The organism is Paenibacillus zeisoli, assembly GCF_003994465.1.
Taxonomy (GTDB): Bacteria; Bacillota; Bacilli; order Paenibacillales; family Paenibacillaceae; genus Fontibacillus; species Fontibacillus zeisoli.
The window spans coordinates 71,270-85,069 of the sequence record NZ_RZNX01000003.1; the positions used below are offsets into that span (position 1 = coordinate 71,270).

General features: G+C 44.8%; 15 protein-coding genes. 5 read left to right on the forward strand and 10 right to left on the reverse strand.

The annotated features are described in order from the left end of the window. Nucleotides 1-77 precede the first annotated feature (77 nt). The 3 genes from EJP77_RS09375 to EJP77_RS09385 form a co-directional block, all read right to left on the reverse strand. Nucleotides 78-689, reverse strand: coding sequence for a flavin reductase family protein (locus tag EJP77_RS09375; RefSeq protein ID WP_127198979.1), 612 nt, complete (start codon nt 687-689; stop codon nt 78-80). Between the two features lie 60 nt (nt 690-749). After that, the gene (locus tag EJP77_RS09380) at nt 750-1,148 is read right to left on the reverse strand and encodes a DoxX family protein (RefSeq protein ID WP_127198980.1); all 399 of its coding nucleotides are present in this window, start codon (nt 1,146-1,148) and stop codon (nt 750-752) included. 535 nt (nt 1,149-1,683) lie between these two features. Next, nucleotides 1,684-2,775, reverse strand: coding sequence for an oxidoreductase (locus tag EJP77_RS09385; protein ID WP_127199351.1), 1,092 nt, complete (start codon nt 2,773-2,775; stop codon nt 1,684-1,686). 158 nt (nt 2,776-2,933) lie between these two features. On the opposite strand from EJP77_RS09385, the gene EJP77_RS09390 reads away from it, so the two are divergent. Further along, entirely contained in the window at nt 2,934-3,809 is an 876-nt protein-coding gene (locus tag EJP77_RS09390) for a LysR family transcriptional regulator (protein WP_127198981.1), read from the forward strand. A gap of 175 nt (nt 3,810-3,984) precedes the next feature. Here the strand turns inward: EJP77_RS09390 and EJP77_RS09395 are convergent, their stop codons facing one another. From EJP77_RS09395 to EJP77_RS09410, 4 genes are all read right to left on the reverse strand, one after another. Then, entirely contained in the window at nt 3,985-5,148 is a 1,164-nt protein-coding gene (locus EJP77_RS09395) for a cation:proton antiporter (RefSeq protein ID WP_127199352.1), read from the reverse strand. Between the two features lie 207 nt (nt 5,149-5,355). Further along, the gene (locus tag EJP77_RS09400; RefSeq protein ID WP_127198982.1) at nt 5,356-5,634 is read right to left on the reverse strand and encodes a hypothetical protein; all 279 of its coding nucleotides are present in this window, start codon (nt 5,632-5,634) and stop codon (nt 5,356-5,358) included. Between the two features lie 16 nt (nt 5,635-5,650). Then, nucleotides 5,651-7,000: an ArsB/NhaD family transporter gene (locus EJP77_RS09405; RefSeq protein ID WP_425464232.1), complete on the reverse strand. Its 1,350-nt coding sequence runs from the start codon at nt 6,998-7,000 to the stop codon at nt 5,651-5,653. 88 nt (nt 7,001-7,088) lie between these two features. Then, nucleotides 7,089-8,330: a cation:proton antiporter gene (locus EJP77_RS09410; protein ID WP_127198984.1), complete on the reverse strand. Its 1,242-nt coding sequence runs from the start codon at nt 8,328-8,330 to the stop codon at nt 7,089-7,091. A gap of 351 nt (nt 8,331-8,681) precedes the next feature. Between EJP77_RS09410 and EJP77_RS09415 the strand changes: the two genes are divergently transcribed. The 3 genes from EJP77_RS09415 (at nt 8,682) to EJP77_RS09425 (ending at nt 11,382) form a co-directional block, all read left to right on the forward strand. Beyond that, nucleotides 8,682-9,518, forward strand: coding sequence for a DUF2935 domain-containing protein (locus tag EJP77_RS09415; protein ID WP_127198985.1), 837 nt, complete (start codon nt 8,682-8,684; stop codon nt 9,516-9,518). A 144-nt stretch (nt 9,519-9,662) separates the two neighbouring features. Continuing rightward, nucleotides 9,663-10,058: a MerR family transcriptional regulator gene (locus tag EJP77_RS09420; protein WP_127198986.1), complete on the forward strand. Its 396-nt coding sequence runs from the start codon at nt 9,663-9,665 to the stop codon at nt 10,056-10,058. A gap of 145 nt (nt 10,059-10,203) precedes the next feature. Then, on the forward strand, nt 10,204-11,382 hold the full coding sequence (locus EJP77_RS09425) for an MFS transporter (protein ID WP_127198987.1): 1,179 nt from the start codon (nt 10,204-10,206) through the stop codon (nt 11,380-11,382). An 82-nt stretch (nt 11,383-11,464) separates the two neighbouring features. Here the strand turns inward: EJP77_RS09425 and EJP77_RS09430 are convergent, their stop codons facing one another. Together EJP77_RS09430 and EJP77_RS09435 are read right to left on the reverse strand one after the other, a co-directional pair. Further along, nucleotides 11,465-12,073 (reverse strand): hypothetical protein, encoded by a 609-nt coding sequence (locus EJP77_RS09430; RefSeq protein ID WP_127198988.1) that lies wholly within the window; start codon nt 12,071-12,073, stop codon nt 11,465-11,467. Nucleotides 12,074-12,083: 10 nt separating this feature from the next. Continuing rightward, the gene (locus tag EJP77_RS09435; protein ID WP_246021866.1) at nt 12,084-12,545 is read right to left on the reverse strand and encodes a DUF4352 domain-containing protein; all 462 of its coding nucleotides are present in this window, start codon (nt 12,543-12,545) and stop codon (nt 12,084-12,086) included. Nucleotides 12,546-12,886: 341 nt separating this feature from the next. On the opposite strand from EJP77_RS09435, the gene EJP77_RS09440 reads away from it, so the two are divergent. Further along, on the forward strand, nt 12,887-13,306 hold the full coding sequence (locus EJP77_RS09440; protein ID WP_127198990.1) for a DUF4352 domain-containing protein: 420 nt from the start codon (nt 12,887-12,889) through the stop codon (nt 13,304-13,306). Nucleotides 13,307-13,630: 324 nt separating this feature from the next. Here EJP77_RS09440 and EJP77_RS20635 read toward each other — a convergent pair whose 3' ends face one another. Next, the gene (locus tag EJP77_RS20635) at nt 13,631-13,786 is read right to left on the reverse strand and encodes a glycine zipper domain-containing protein (protein ID WP_185897318.1); all 156 of its coding nucleotides are present in this window, start codon (nt 13,784-13,786) and stop codon (nt 13,631-13,633) included. Between the last annotated feature and the right edge of the window lie 14 nt (nt 13,787-13,800).

Consider the following 13,800-nt stretch of genomic DNA (forward strand, 5'->3'; position numbering starts at 1 on the left):
CCTTGGACTGGAGCTTTGCTTTCTTTTTTTGAAAGAGTCGTCTTTAAGCTTTAAAATCCCGGACGGCTGCTATTTATCTATTGCGGCCGTTCCAGAGAGAACAACCGGCCCAGTGTTGAGTAATCGTTACCCGCCATACGACTGACAGGGGCCAGCTTCTCGGCATCGATTCGTCCGTCCTGAAGAATCTCTTCCGCGACCTGGAACCGAACCACACGTGCAATGAGCAGATCACATCCAGGATCTTCCCCGGCACCTCCAAGCTGGTAGGCATGTTCGAGCACACATTCCATTCTGATTTTTGCCTCAGTAATCCCCGGCACCTGCACGACTTCGCTGGGTACAGGCGTCAGCCCGGCTGCGGCAGCCTCACTCTCGTCAGGCGGCAGGCTGGCAGCTGCTTGATTAGCCGCCTCCACATTGGATTCATCGACTATGTGAATGACAAGCTCACCCTGGCGGATAGCATTGCGGGCCGTGTCCTTCATCTGACCATTTCTGCGCTGTACGGACACCGACAACAACGGCGGTGTGCTGGATACGATGGAGAAATAACTGAACGGGGCGGCATTCAACACCCCATCCTCTGTAAGTGTAGTAACTAGAGCAATCGGCCTCGGCACGATACTGCCAATAAGCAGCTTATAATTGTCCCTGTCTTCCTGCAGAGATGGATCTATTGAGATCATAGCTATGCTCCTCTGAACCTTAATTTAGAATGGGAAGGCAGAATGTTCTGTTACAGGTAATTAGAAAAGAACTGCATCCAAGGAGTAGGCTCCGGCTCCTGTAAGAGCGATACCAATGACTACCGCCAGAACGACCAGCGGATATTCATAACCATTGGAGGTTGCCCACAGACCATTCGGCCCGTGCACCTTTACAATTGCTCCTACCATAGTCAAGGCAATCAGAATTGCTGCCACGGGCGTGATCAGTCCAATAGCGAACAGGGTTCCTCCGATCAATTCTATCAGGCCTGCGATGACTGCCATGGCCACTCCCGGTTTAATTCCTACTGACTCCATCCAACCTCCAGTTCCCTTTGGTCCATAACCCCCGAACATCCCGAACAGCTTCTGTGCGCCGTGACCAATGAACAACAACCCGATAACCAACCGAATAATTAACAATCCTAATCCCAACATTATAATCATCTCCAATTTTCGTTTTTATTTTATCTTTAATTTAAGATATGAGTTCTACAAGAATGATCTTGCCGTGTCTATTATCCACCAACTAGCACCTTGCTGATACTTCTTATGTTCACGGCTAACTCAGATAGATAGCTCTATATACCTGAGCTTGGTACGACCTTAATCATTTCCGGAGCTCCAGCATATAGCTGATCTTGGTCCAACCTTAAGTTCTTCCGGAGCTCGACCCGTCTCTTCTACCCTCTACCTTCTAAGGCCACCTCGAAGTCATTGCTTAGGAGCTTATTGACCATTGTCATGATGGTCACCACCTTTTATCTTTGAATTAATTATCTTAAATTAAAGATAATATATGTTGTTGGATCTGTCAACAGGTATCCACGGAAAATAAAATATTCCTGGGCTGTTCCCTAACAGCTTCAATCATGCAGGCATTCACCACTAATAGTGAGAAAAAGGAGCCTGCTGAATAGCAAGCTCCTTCAATACAAGTTCCCCAAATTAATAATCGTGACCAGAGCTGTTCTTATACGATAACTTCATCATCCCGCAGTGTCGCGATGGGGTGCAAGAAACGATGGTCGAAATGGTTCAGCTCGGCTCCTTCCTTCAATTTATTCACCCAATCTGAATTCACTAATGCACTTGTGCCGATCGCGACGAGATCAGCACTATTCGCCGTCAAGAGCTGTTCCGCCTTCTCAGGCTCGCCTAGTTTGCCATTCGCGATGACTGGCACGCCGCCGTACTTTGCGGCGAGTTCTGCCAGTGTGGGGCCGCCGTCTGCGAATGCAGGTGCAAATGCTTTGTATTCGGTTGTATGGATGTAGGTCGGGTGAGCCTGTCCTAATTTCTGGAAAATGGTTTTGGCATCTTCGATTCCGTTTGCCCACTTATGGTGGATATCGTTCACTTTGCCTTGCGAGATGCGCACGCCTACTGTATATTCCGGGCCTACAACGTCGCGAATTGCTTCCAATACTTCGACGACGATTCGGATGCGCCTCTCCGTTGAACCGCCGTATTCATCGGTTCTGAGGTTCGTGTAATTGGTAATGAATTGATCGAGCAAATAGCCGTTGGCGGCATGCACTTCAACCCCATCAAATCCGACCAGCTTGGCTCGAAGGGCAGCTTGGGCGAAATTATCAATCGCCTTTCGGATCTCCGATATTGTCATCGCTTTCGGGACGGTAAATTCCCCACTACCTCCGTGATCTTCTAACATCGTGCCGACCGGCTTAACAGCTGAAGGTGCTACTGGTGTAAATCCATTGTGCTGAACGAGGGCACCCGCATGCATTAGCTGCGCGATTATCCGTCCGCCTTCGCGATGTACTGCCTGTATGACAGGCCTCCAAGACTCGGCCTGCTCTTCATTGGCAATGCCAGGCTGGTTCTTATAGCTTTGGCTGTTCAGCAAGTCCGGATAAATGCCTTCTGTAATGATAAGACCGAACCCACCTTTCGCGAATCTCGCGTAATACCGCGCCATCCGATCGTTTGCCAGGCCATTTGATTCTGCGCTCGTTCGTGTCATCGGTGAAAGTGCCGCCCGATTGGGCAGTGGCAGGGAACCTAACTGAAATGCGGACAAAAGCTTGGTATACGTACTCATATTGATATCCTCCTTAAATGTACAAAGGGCAGTAATCTTATTGGCTGCCCGAAGTATGGTTTGTATGACCTGATTGTAATCCGGTGTAGTCATACGGTAAAATGATTGTTATTAATACATATATCAAAAAAAATGATACTCTAAGAAAAGGGGTTCTCATGGAATTAACGGATTTGAAAGTAGTGATGGCGATCATCGAGGAAGGCAGCATCTCGCGCGCCGCGCAGAGGCTGGATTACGTGCAGTCGAATGTCACAGCACGTGTCCGCAAGCTGGAATCGGAGTTAGGCATTCAATTGTTCAACAGACATCCTAAGGGTGTAACGCCAACTGAGAGAGGGCTCGCATTCAGCAAGTATGCATTAGATATTATTCGAATGGCCGAGGAAGCCGTCATGGCGGTGAGGGAGCCGGATTATCCGTCAGGACCCCTTACGATAGGCATCGTGGAGACTTTTGCTTCCTCGGGCCCGTTTATCAAGGCGCTGTCTGAATTTCAACGGTTATATCCAGAAGTCGCGTTATCGCTAATTAACGGAACATCGCCGCAAAATTACGAGAAAGTGTTGAACCATCAGTTGGACGGAGCTTTCTATACGGGTGACTTCGATAAGTCCCTACTTGAAATAGAGGTTGAAATTCGGGATAAAGTCGTTCTGCTAACGGCAGCTGAAGGACAAGGTTCATCATCAGAGATTCCAAGTATCGCAAATGCAGCTTGGGTCGTATTTCCAAAGGGATGCCCGTTTAGGACAGCAAGCGAGGAGTGGCTTCGCAGCGAGGGTACACTGAACGCGAACTTGATAGAAATCAGCACTATGGATATGATGCTGAACTGTGTACAGGCAGGACTCGGCTATGCGCTCGTACCTGAATCGGTCATTTCCGGGGCTGATCATCGGCTTTGCGTTTATCCGGTCCCGAAACGGTACCAGTACGCGACTACGCGGCTGGTTCGCCGCAAAGAGCAATTTCGCAGCAAAGCTTTCGCCGCATTCGCGAAATGCTTGAAGGCTGAATTACATCAACAGTAACGTTATGTTTTTGATTTTATTAAGTTTAGGTCTCGATATTTTCACTCTAGAACTTTACTTCTTCTGAAGAAAATACATCTTTGAGAAAATAATCAAGCCCACGAATCAACCCTTATTTGGGGTAACTGATTCGTGGGCTTGATTTGGCTTTGCTTTCGTTCTTGCTTTCTCCTATTTATTTCCTCTCTGTCACACCTTGGAGCTTTTCCTCACTCCGTTCTTTGAAGAACAGCTTCATAAGTACCGGCGTAACCATCGTGGTAATGAGCACAACAATAACCAATACGGTCATCATTTCTGGGGATAACAGCCCCGATTCTTGTCCGATCCCCGCAATAATCAGTGCAACTTCCCCGCGTGACACCATCGCTGCGCCAATAGCCATGGCGCTCCGCCAGTTGAAGCCGGCCACTCTTGCCCCGATTGCCGAGCCGAACAGCTTGGTCGCGATGGCTAGCAGGCTCAGTAATACAATCAGACCGAGGTGAGCTGACATGCCCGAGAAATCCACCTTCACCCCTATGGTTGTAAAGAAGACCGGGACAAAGAACGCGTAGCTGATCGTCTCCACCTTCTCTGTTACTTCATGTCTGTATCCCGTCAAGCTGATGAAGATTCCAGCAATGTATGCTCCAATGATCGCCGCGACTCCGGCGTATTCAGCCAAATATGCGAATGCAAAACAGAGTATAAGCGCAGCAGACACGACCGTCTCGGAGACGCGCAGCTTCGCAAGCCTCCGCATCATCCACGGTACCAGCTTCCATCCGCACAGGATCGCGATGGCGAAGAAAGCTACCTTTTTGAGAATGACCAGGCCCAGATTAACATCTCCGCCAGATAAGCTCATCAGGAAAGCAAGGGCAATAATCACCAGTACATCATCAATAACGGCAGCTCCTAGAATGGTTGTGCCTTCTCTGGATTTAAGCTGCCCCATTTCCTTCAGGGATTGTACCGAGATACTTACACTTGTGGCTGACAGCAGCAGTCCCAGGAACACAGCATGCAGCGTAGGCATATTCAGCAATATTCCAGCTCCGTATCCAAGCGCTAACGGAAAAATCACACCAGCCAGCCCAACATAGGCCGAAGCTTTCCCTGTGCGTTTGAATTCTTCCGTGTCTGTCTCCAGTCCCGCGATAAACATCAGTAGAATCACACCGATCTGGCTGATCTCATTCAAGATATCCGTCTCCTGGATAAGTCCAAGTATAGCCGGTCCCAATAGAATCCCTATTAATAATTTGCCAAGTACCGCGGGCTGGCGCAATTTAACGCTCAAATCCCCGGCAAGCTTGGACGCCAATAAAATAACTGCCATGTCAAAAATCAGCATGATCTTCACCTTCACTTTCTTTTGTATGTGCATTAACTAGAGCCCTGCTATATAGACAACAAGAGCCTGCCACCACGGGATAACTGTGATTAGACACAGCTCTCCCTTGGTGACAGGCTCCTCCAGGTATACCCTATTCAAATGTTAATTACATCACTTACACTCTTGCCTATGGGTAATTCTTAATCTCAACTAATATAAACTCTCCTACTCCGCCCACTCCAGACTTCGAAGCAAGCGGGCCTTAAATAACTCAATTAAGAAATCGTTGTAGTGCTCCTGCCGCACAATGACCTTATATTCATGATTCGCGTATGCATAGAACAGCGCATCCGTATAGTCTGTATTACTATCGAAGACTTGCTGAACCAGCCTTAGCTGATCAACAGAATTTCCATGGTGAAGCTTGATATTAAACTCAATATCTGTGCCATCCTGGCTCTCCTGGAGATCCAGCACACTGGGATCAATCTGATAGGTTAACATAACCATCCTCCGTTCCTCACATCAAATAACGCAGGTAGATATAGACACTCGACAGCGCAATGGAGAGCAGCATCAGTGGAAATCCAAGCTTTAGGTAGTCTACGAAGCGGATCGGGTGACCTTCCTTGCCGGCAAGGCCAGCCACGATCAGATTCGCACTCGCTCCGATCAAGGTACCGTTCCCTCCCAGGCAGGCACCAAGCGCAAGACTCCACCATAGCGGCTCCAGGTTCTGCATACCCATTTGGCCCATTTCCTGAATCATGGGAATCATGGTAGCCACAAAAGGAATGTTATCCAGGAAGGCTGAAGCAATAGCGCTGAGCCACAGAATCAGCATTGAGGTAGCCAGCGGATCCCCTCCGGTCCATTCGATGGCCCTTGCCGCCAGCTCCGCGATCACACCGGTCTCCACAAGACCGGACACCAGGACGAACAGTCCGACGAAGAAGAAGATCGTCGTCCACTCTACCCGGGAAAGTGCCTTCTCCATTGTGTGCTCCCCGGTCATTAACAAGAGCAGGAACGCTCCAGCAAGGGCTACAGTTGCAGATTCCAGATGCAGTGTCTGATGCAGGAAGAATCCAAGGATGGTTAACCCAAGGATAACCAGACATTTGCGGAGCAGCTTAGGATTCGTGATCAGCTCCGAATTATCAAGCTTCATCAGGCTTGCTTTGAGCTCGGGTGTCGTCTGGATCTTCTTCCTGAACATCAACACAAGCAAAGGAATATAGGCCAGCATGATAATGATGACAATCGGCGTCAGATTGGAGATGAAGGCCATGAACGTCAATTCCTTAACCGCTGAGCCAATCATAATGTTCGGCGGATCACCGATCAGTGTAGCCGTCCCCCCAACATTGGAAGCGATAATCTCAGTGAACAGGAATGGTACCGGGTTCACTTTCAACTGCCTTGTGATGCTGAACGTTACAGGTACCATGAGCAGTACGGTTGTCACATTATCGAGGAACGCCGAGCCAAAGGCCGTTATAATCCCTAGTACAATTAGAATCCGGACAGGCTCCCCTTTGACCTTCTTGGCCGCCCAGATCGCGATATACTTGAACAAGCCCGTCTCTGCAGTAATGCTTACAATGATCATCATTCCAACGAGCAGTCCAAGTGTATTGAAGTCAATGTGATGCAGCGCCGTCTCTTGGCTAACGATTCCGAACGCTACCATCAGGATTCCGCCCAGCATGGCAACAATGGTCCGGTGAATCTTTTCTGAAATAATCAGTGCGTAAATAACAAGAAATATTCCTATTGCCCAATAAGCCTGTTGTTCCATACGTCCCTCCCCTTTATGGTTCCTGTTCTGTAGTTCTCTGTGGATGATAATATGCCCGGAAAAAGACAAAAAGAGCCCGCTGTTGGCAGGCTCCTCCGGTGATCTCCGATATCAAATTCTAGGCTATTATATCAGGGGGTACCCGGACATGTAAAGGCTAATTGTGCTCCGACTTCTGACTCTGACCGCTGAGACCAAGCCTCATTACGAGCGGCTTTATCGTTAATCCCTGTACCAGCAGCGAGAACAGCACCACGCTAAAAGTCAGTACCAGCACATCCTCACGCCCTTCGAACGACTGCGGCAGACTAAGTGCCAGCGCAATGGACAGGCTCCCTTTTAAGCCTCCCCAATTGAGAACGGACTTCCATGATCTTGGGAAATTCCGCAGCACCGATACGCTGGCATACAGCGCAAGCGTCCGTCCAAGGAGGACAATCACAATGGCCAGCAGAATCATCTGCCACCTGTGGGCAAAATCAATATTTTTGATCTCCAGTCCAATCATTAGGAAAATCAGTGAATTTGCGATCAAAGTGATGACGTCCCAGAACGAGTTAATGTTCATTTCCGTGGTCTCCGACATGCCGATCTTCGCGCCATAACTGCCAAAGATTAGCCCGCTTACCACCACCGCAATAACGCCTGATACGTGGAAATGCTCTGCGATAAAGTAGCTGCCGAAGAACAGCAGCATGGAGAACCCGATCTCCAGCGGATAATCATCGTAGAATCGGATAATCTGCGAGAAAATATAGCCCATAACCGCCCCAATGGCCATGCCGCCCAGTGCAAACTTTAAGAACAGGAGCACCCCGCTTCCGACTCCCAAAGCCCAGCCCATCTCCATATAAGATAGCAGGTAGATAGAAGAAATCTGGAATAATACTACGGCAATACCGTCATTGAACAACGACTCTCCTTCAATAATCGTGACCACGGACTTGGGCACACCCAAGGATTTGAAGATCGAGATGACGCTGATCGGATCTGTTGCACTCATCAGGGATGCGAAGGTAAAGGCCACAATAAGCGGCAGACCCATCACATAATAACTGCTGAGCGCAATGATAAGGAAGGACAGCAGGGTTCCCCCCAGGGATAAGGCCAGTACGGGCCTGCTCTGCTCTCTAAGATGTGAGAATGGCAGCTTGAGTGTCGCGTCTCCAAGCAGGATCGGCAGAAACAGCGAGATAATGACCGCCTGAAAAACATGCGACTGCGTAATGTACGCCTCAGCCTCCTCCAGGAAAGGAACATGCGTTACACCCAGCAGAAGACCGACGATAACTAGCGCTATCGAGTATGGCTGATTCAGCTTCTTGGCAATCGCTATCACGAACATGGAGACCGCCAGAAGAATTAATAATTGAATGAAAATTTCGTTAAATTGATGCATGACTCATTTGACCCTCCTTCATCTCTCTGTCTGAACTCCACATCGCTCTCCATTCTTACGGAGGAGCTTTCTTTCTCTTTCTCATCATAACCAGGTATGTAGAGTTTAAAGCGGCAGCTAAAGCTAGTCGGTAAATTTCACGATGAAAAAAAGACAAAAAGAGCCCGCTGTTGGCAGGCTCCTCCGGTGATCTCCGATATCAAACTCTAGCGTCATTATAACAAGGGGCAGCGCACCATGTAAAGAATAATTCCAGGGCACTTATGTCCGTGATCAGGTATTTCCCTTCCTACCGGCACATATAATTAGATGCATGAATTTCAGGGAGATATCGTTAGAACGGGGTGAAATATGTTGTCGGTGAATAGAAGCATTACAATTTGGGAGGAGCATGCCTTCTGGATTGCCATTTTGCAGGATCACGCCATATTCGTACTCGAAGGTCTGGCCCCTTATGAGAAGCAGTGGATAGCTGCGGCAGATCAATATATTCAGGCATTTGGAGATCTTCTTAACAAATTGAATAATCTGCCTAAGGATGAGGATGTAAGCTCAGAAAGAATGATCCAAATAGCCAAGGAAATCTGGCCCGTCGCCAAGGGATATTATGAGTTTGAGGGAACGGTGCAGAGGCACCGGATCAACAACGAGATTCAGATTAGCTTGTCCCCCACTTATTTCAACGGTACTCTTAATGAGAATCAGGAGTACTTACGCCAGCTTTCTTTTTATGTACAAGGTCAACCCGCACCCGTGCTCTCCGTCGTAGAGCTGCTCGATCTGTGGCTGGAAGACCAGCTAGGGCATGCTATTCTGCTTCGAAATGTTCTTGATCCCATGGAAGTTGATCTTATTCATCGTATAGACGCTTACTCCCTCAAGATCCAAGGCTTCATGGTGCAGAACCGGGCAATGGTAGGCTATTTGCGATTCTCTCCCCCCGGATTTAGACGCCAGCAGCTTCTGGCTCATGAAGTGGGCATAACCGTGCTTGAGTTGAATAGCTTCATCAATATGGTTGTCACGCGTTACGAGAACAAGGAGGTGTTCAATAAAACAACCCTCCGGTTCCTTGAGCATCACTTCCCCGAGACCTGTTATTTCATCATTTCTCTAAGTGATTATGCGCCCGAGTTAAGGGAGATTGCTATGAACTGTTCTCTTAAGAAACCTTCGTTTCAGTCTTAATAATTAATTTACTTTAGAACCACCATTCCAAAAAGACTCGTAAGATCAGGTAATCTGATTCTACGGGTCTTTTTTTATTCCATACTTCTTTTCTCCGCAAAAAATGCTTGCTCTAGAGTTAACTCGAAGGTGTATATTGGGTTCATGGAAAAGTTATTAACCATTCGTCAGGTCGCAGCTGTCACCGGTCTTAGTGTCCATACCCTTCGCTATTATGAGAATATAGGTCTTCTATGTTCCATTGATCGCGATGAAAATGGGTACCGTTGTTATTCTTCATTGGACGTCACTTGGATTGAATTTCTAACTCGCCTTAAAGCCACTGGAATGTCGATTACCAAAATGCTGGAAATTGCTGAACTCCGGAGGCAAGGTGATCCAACTTTAACGGCAAGGAGGATTCTTCTCGAGGAGCACTATGCTGAAGTTCAGAACAGAATTATGGAACTTCAGAAAAATCTTGATTTACTCGCTGATAAAATCGTGACTTATAAAGGAATGGAAGATAATTACCGATTAAGGCAGGAATCTTCCGGGTAGGCAACAGCACAGTTTCTCTATTCAAAACTCACAAACATCAGGTGGGATGAGTTTATTCTATTTTTCATTTGGTGTTGGAGAGTTTTTGCTCATAATACCAACTAAACACATGAAATTAATACGTATAATGAAAGGATGAATTCTTTTGCATTCCAAAAAATCATTTCTCACTTATGCTATTGCCCTCGGCGTATTTGGCATTACAAATACCGAGGTTGGCATCGTAGGCATTTTGCCCATCATAGCCGATAAATTCCATATTGGCGCATCCCAAGCGGGTATGCTCGTAAGCATGTTTGCCTTGATCATTGCCATTTCTGGTCCATTCATGACCTTATTATTCTCTGGAGTAAACCGGAAAAAGATTCTGGCTAGCGTGCTAGTTGTTTTTACGATCTCTAACCTTCTATCCGCCTTTGCCTCGAGTTATAACGTCTTGATGATCGTTCGGCTAATTCCTGCTTTTCTCCATCCTGTCTATTTCTCAGTTGCCTTTGCGGCAGCGGCAAGCTCTGTCCCCCAAGAACAAAGTGCCCTAGCGCTGGCTAAAGTGTTCACCGGGTTAACGGTGGGGATGGTATTAGGCGTTCCGATCACATCCTTTATAGGAGATCAATTCTCACTTGAAACTGCGTTTCTTTTTTCCTCCGTCGTCCATGCCATTTCACTGCTTGGAATTCTGATCTTCCTTCCATCTATGCCCGTCACAAGACGGTTATCCTATGGGAAACAACTGAATGTCCTGACCAAGCCCCAATTGTGGCTTAATATTGCAGCCGCTTGTTGTATCCTGGCGTCCTTATACTCTGTCTATGCCTATTTTGCTGAATATCTCGAGGTAGTTACAGGAATGAGCGGTAAAATGGTAAGCATCATGTTAATTCTATTTGGCGCAAGCGGGATCATTGGCAATATGCAGGCCGCTAAATTTTTGAGCAGAAACATGGTAAAAACCATTATTTCTTATCCCCTTGTGCTCGGAGCTATCTATTGTCTGATCTACTACCTCGGAAGCTATTCCATTCCCATGAGTATCATCATAATTATCTGGGGGGCTGTATTTACCGGCGGCCTGATTGTAAGTCAAACTTGGTTAACTTCCGAAGCCTCAGAAGCACCTGAATTTGCTAATAGTCTGTTTGTCTCCTTTGGAAACCTAGGGATTACGATTGGCACCACCCTAGGCGGATGGTTTCTGTCACAGATGGGAACACACCTGATTGCTTGGAGTGGCGTATTGTTTCTCGTGCTTGCGTCTGCATGCATCGGGTTGAAAATCAAGTTGTTTGGTTCAAAAAAAGGATTCGAAACCTCTACTGAGTAAAAAGTGAACAACGGTCTATCTCGTCCATTCAAAAATTGCCGTTGCTCAAATTATTGAGTAACGGCAATTTTTATCTAAGATACTACTTAACTTTTTCTTCATCTTTTAAAATTATTATTTTGTATGTTTCATCTGTAATTTCAAATGTGTCCGTGATAGATATTTCAATATCATTAAATCTAGCTTTCAAATTGGTTTGAAGTTCATTTACATCGGGCAGGTTTGTTACAAATAGGTATAGATCATTTATCTTCAAGCAATCGACATCTACATCCATTTCAATTTTTGTTAAATCTTTAAGCCTTCTGTCAATATTTTCAACTCTGCAAATGATTTTGTCACCATGATCCATACCAACCTGTTCTTTTCCGAACCTCTCTTCGTATTCTTCTCTCTGTCTATGGGCTTCTTCTAATCCAAGCTTTGCTATTAACCCACCTTGAACCAAACTATATTGTCTACTAAAAAGTTCAGAAAGGCGTCTGAAATTGGGGGTTCCAGCTTTAAAAATATATACTAACTCGCATAACAGGGTTCCAATATCACTTTCCATAAGAATTGTTCTTAACTGTTTCCATTCCTCAGCAAGTTCATACCATATATCTTCATCTGAATCAATAAGCATTCCAACCTTATGAAATTCTTCTTTGTAATAAAGGAAATTCCTTTTGACGTTTTTATTTATAGACATTGAAGATCCCTCACTCTAATATTAAATCGACCGTCCAAGGTCCCCAAAGTTTTACTAATAGTTTTAATTCTTTTGCTTTATTAGGGACCTTAAAATCAATATTTTCTGTAACATTCTCATTATGGGAAAGAGATTGAATTAATTTATTTATAGAAACTGGTGTGTATTCCCTTTTACCTGAATCTCTTAGAACAAATGAATTAGCATCTACATGTAAAGGATCTTTATCAAAATTTAGAACACTTATATTTACGGAAATATATTTGTACAATGAGTCTTGCTTTTTTATTGTTGCTTTGTTGACTGTCCATTTAAAAGGGCTGTTAATAATTTCTTCACCAAATTCAACAATTCTGTTTGGATCATACGGGGTATCCTTTATATATAAAGGCCTCTGGCTAAACCAAATTATGACTAGAATTACTGGAATAATCAGTAGAACTATTATTGTATTTATAAACAACCTTTTCATCACTCTAATAACCCACTTTCCCCTAATTAAGCAAATTTTTAAATACACTATTCTCCATAATCATGCTCTGGAAGACCACCAACATCAAGATAAATAGGTTTCATAAATGAAACATTTTCTTCCAGTTCACATTGTATTATATAGACAATTCAAACTTATTAAAAATAATAAAAATATGGAGTGCCCAACTCCATACCTAACTTTTAGCACTCCAATAATAACCATAATTAAGGTTAACGAAAAGATAAAGAAAGGTATGTAAACTAAATTTCAGAAGATTATTAAATTGGGGGGTGTGCATTATAAATTTTGTTAAACAGATAAGTGTCCTAATTATCGTTATGTTAACAATTATAGGTCTATTATATAGTTGCCAGAAGGGATTATTTGATAAAAGCTACTCTTATGATCCTAATCGAATTTATGAGGTCGGAGAACTAATTAAAGATCCTCCTTTCGAATATAAAGTTAATGAAGCTTCAATAACGAAGCGAGATCATAAAAGCAAATATTTAACCATTAATGTATATCTTATTAATTATGATAGAGATGGAAGAACTTTTGAACCTACTATGTTTATCTTAAAAGATTCAGATAATAATACGTACAGACCTTACTCCACTGACAAAGTGACTGTCACTCTTGGTCATGGTCAGAGTATTACAGGGGGAATAAAATTTTTAGTCCCTGAAAACACACAAAAACTTAGATTGGAAATTAACACCCAAGGCCACATTAATAAGATCGATTTAAAATTATAACTAATATTAGTAAATTATATAAACAACCTAGCTAATGAAGTCGTTTGAATTGTTCTTCATTGGCATTTTTAACTGAGTCTTTTTCGAGGCCTGAGACCCGCCTTTTCCTTATAGGCTAAGCGCTTGTGTACCTGAATTAAGGGAGATGACCTCGAACTGCTCTCTTAAGAAGCCTTCGTTTCAGTCTTAAAGTTAATTTACTAAATAATCCCCAATCTCAAATTTCGATAGACCCATAATCCAATACCTTGAATTACAAAAGAAAATGACCAGTAAGATCAACATTCTGATCCTATGGTCATTTTCTTTTACTTATCTATCCTGTTACTTCCTATTCTTACGATCATAGACACCCCCGAACGCGATTCCCAGAGCAACTCCAATAGTAATTCCGACAGCTATATTGTGCATAGTTACACCGAGTGCAGCTCCAAACGCAATCCCTATGGCCAATCCTCTTCCCATGCTTTTTCTTCTCATCCTGGCAGCACCTC

What these genes read in the sequence shown, in the direction of transcription:
- EJP77_RS09375 (WP_127198979.1), bottom strand. Translation starts at nt 689, where the DNA reads ATGATCTCAATAGATCCATCTCTGCAGGAAGACAGGGACAATTATAAG.
- EJP77_RS09380 (WP_127198980.1), bottom strand. Translation starts at nt 1,148, where the DNA reads ATGTTGGGATTAGGATTGTTAATTATTCGGTTGGTTATCGGGTTGTTG.
- EJP77_RS09385 (WP_127199351.1), bottom strand. Translation starts at nt 2,775, where the DNA reads ATGAGTACGTATACCAAGCTTTTGTCCGCATTTCAGTTAGGTTCCCTG.
- EJP77_RS09390 (WP_127198981.1), top strand. Translation starts at nt 2,934, where the DNA reads ATGGAATTAACGGATTTGAAAGTAGTGATGGCGATCATCGAGGAAGGC.
- EJP77_RS09395 (WP_127199352.1), bottom strand. Translation starts at nt 5,148, where the DNA reads ATGCTGATTTTTGACATGGCAGTTATTTTATTGGCGTCCAAGCTTGCC.
- EJP77_RS09400 (WP_127198982.1), bottom strand. Translation starts at nt 5,634, where the DNA reads ATGTTAACCTATCAGATTGATCCCAGTGTGCTGGATCTCCAGGAGAGC.
- EJP77_RS09410 (WP_127198984.1), bottom strand. Translation starts at nt 8,330, where the DNA reads ATGCATCAATTTAACGAAATTTTCATTCAATTATTAATTCTTCTGGCG.
- EJP77_RS09415 (WP_127198985.1), top strand. Translation starts at nt 8,682, where the DNA reads ATGTTGTCGGTGAATAGAAGCATTACAATTTGGGAGGAGCATGCCTTC.
- EJP77_RS09420 (WP_127198986.1), top strand. Translation starts at nt 9,663, where the DNA reads ATGGAAAAGTTATTAACCATTCGTCAGGTCGCAGCTGTCACCGGTCTT.
- EJP77_RS09430 (WP_127198988.1), bottom strand. Translation starts at nt 12,073, where the DNA reads ATGTCTATAAATAAAAACGTCAAAAGGAATTTCCTTTATTACAAAGAA.
- EJP77_RS09435 (WP_246021866.1), bottom strand. Translation starts at nt 12,545, where the DNA reads ATGAAAAGGTTGTTTATAAATACAATAATAGTTCTACTGATTATTCCA.
- EJP77_RS09440 (WP_127198990.1), top strand. Translation starts at nt 12,887, where the DNA reads ATGTTAACAATTATAGGTCTATTATATAGTTGCCAGAAGGGATTATTT.
- EJP77_RS20635 (WP_185897318.1), bottom strand. Translation starts at nt 13,786, where the DNA reads ATGAGAAGAAAAAGCATGGGAAGAGGATTGGCCATAGGGATTGCGTTT.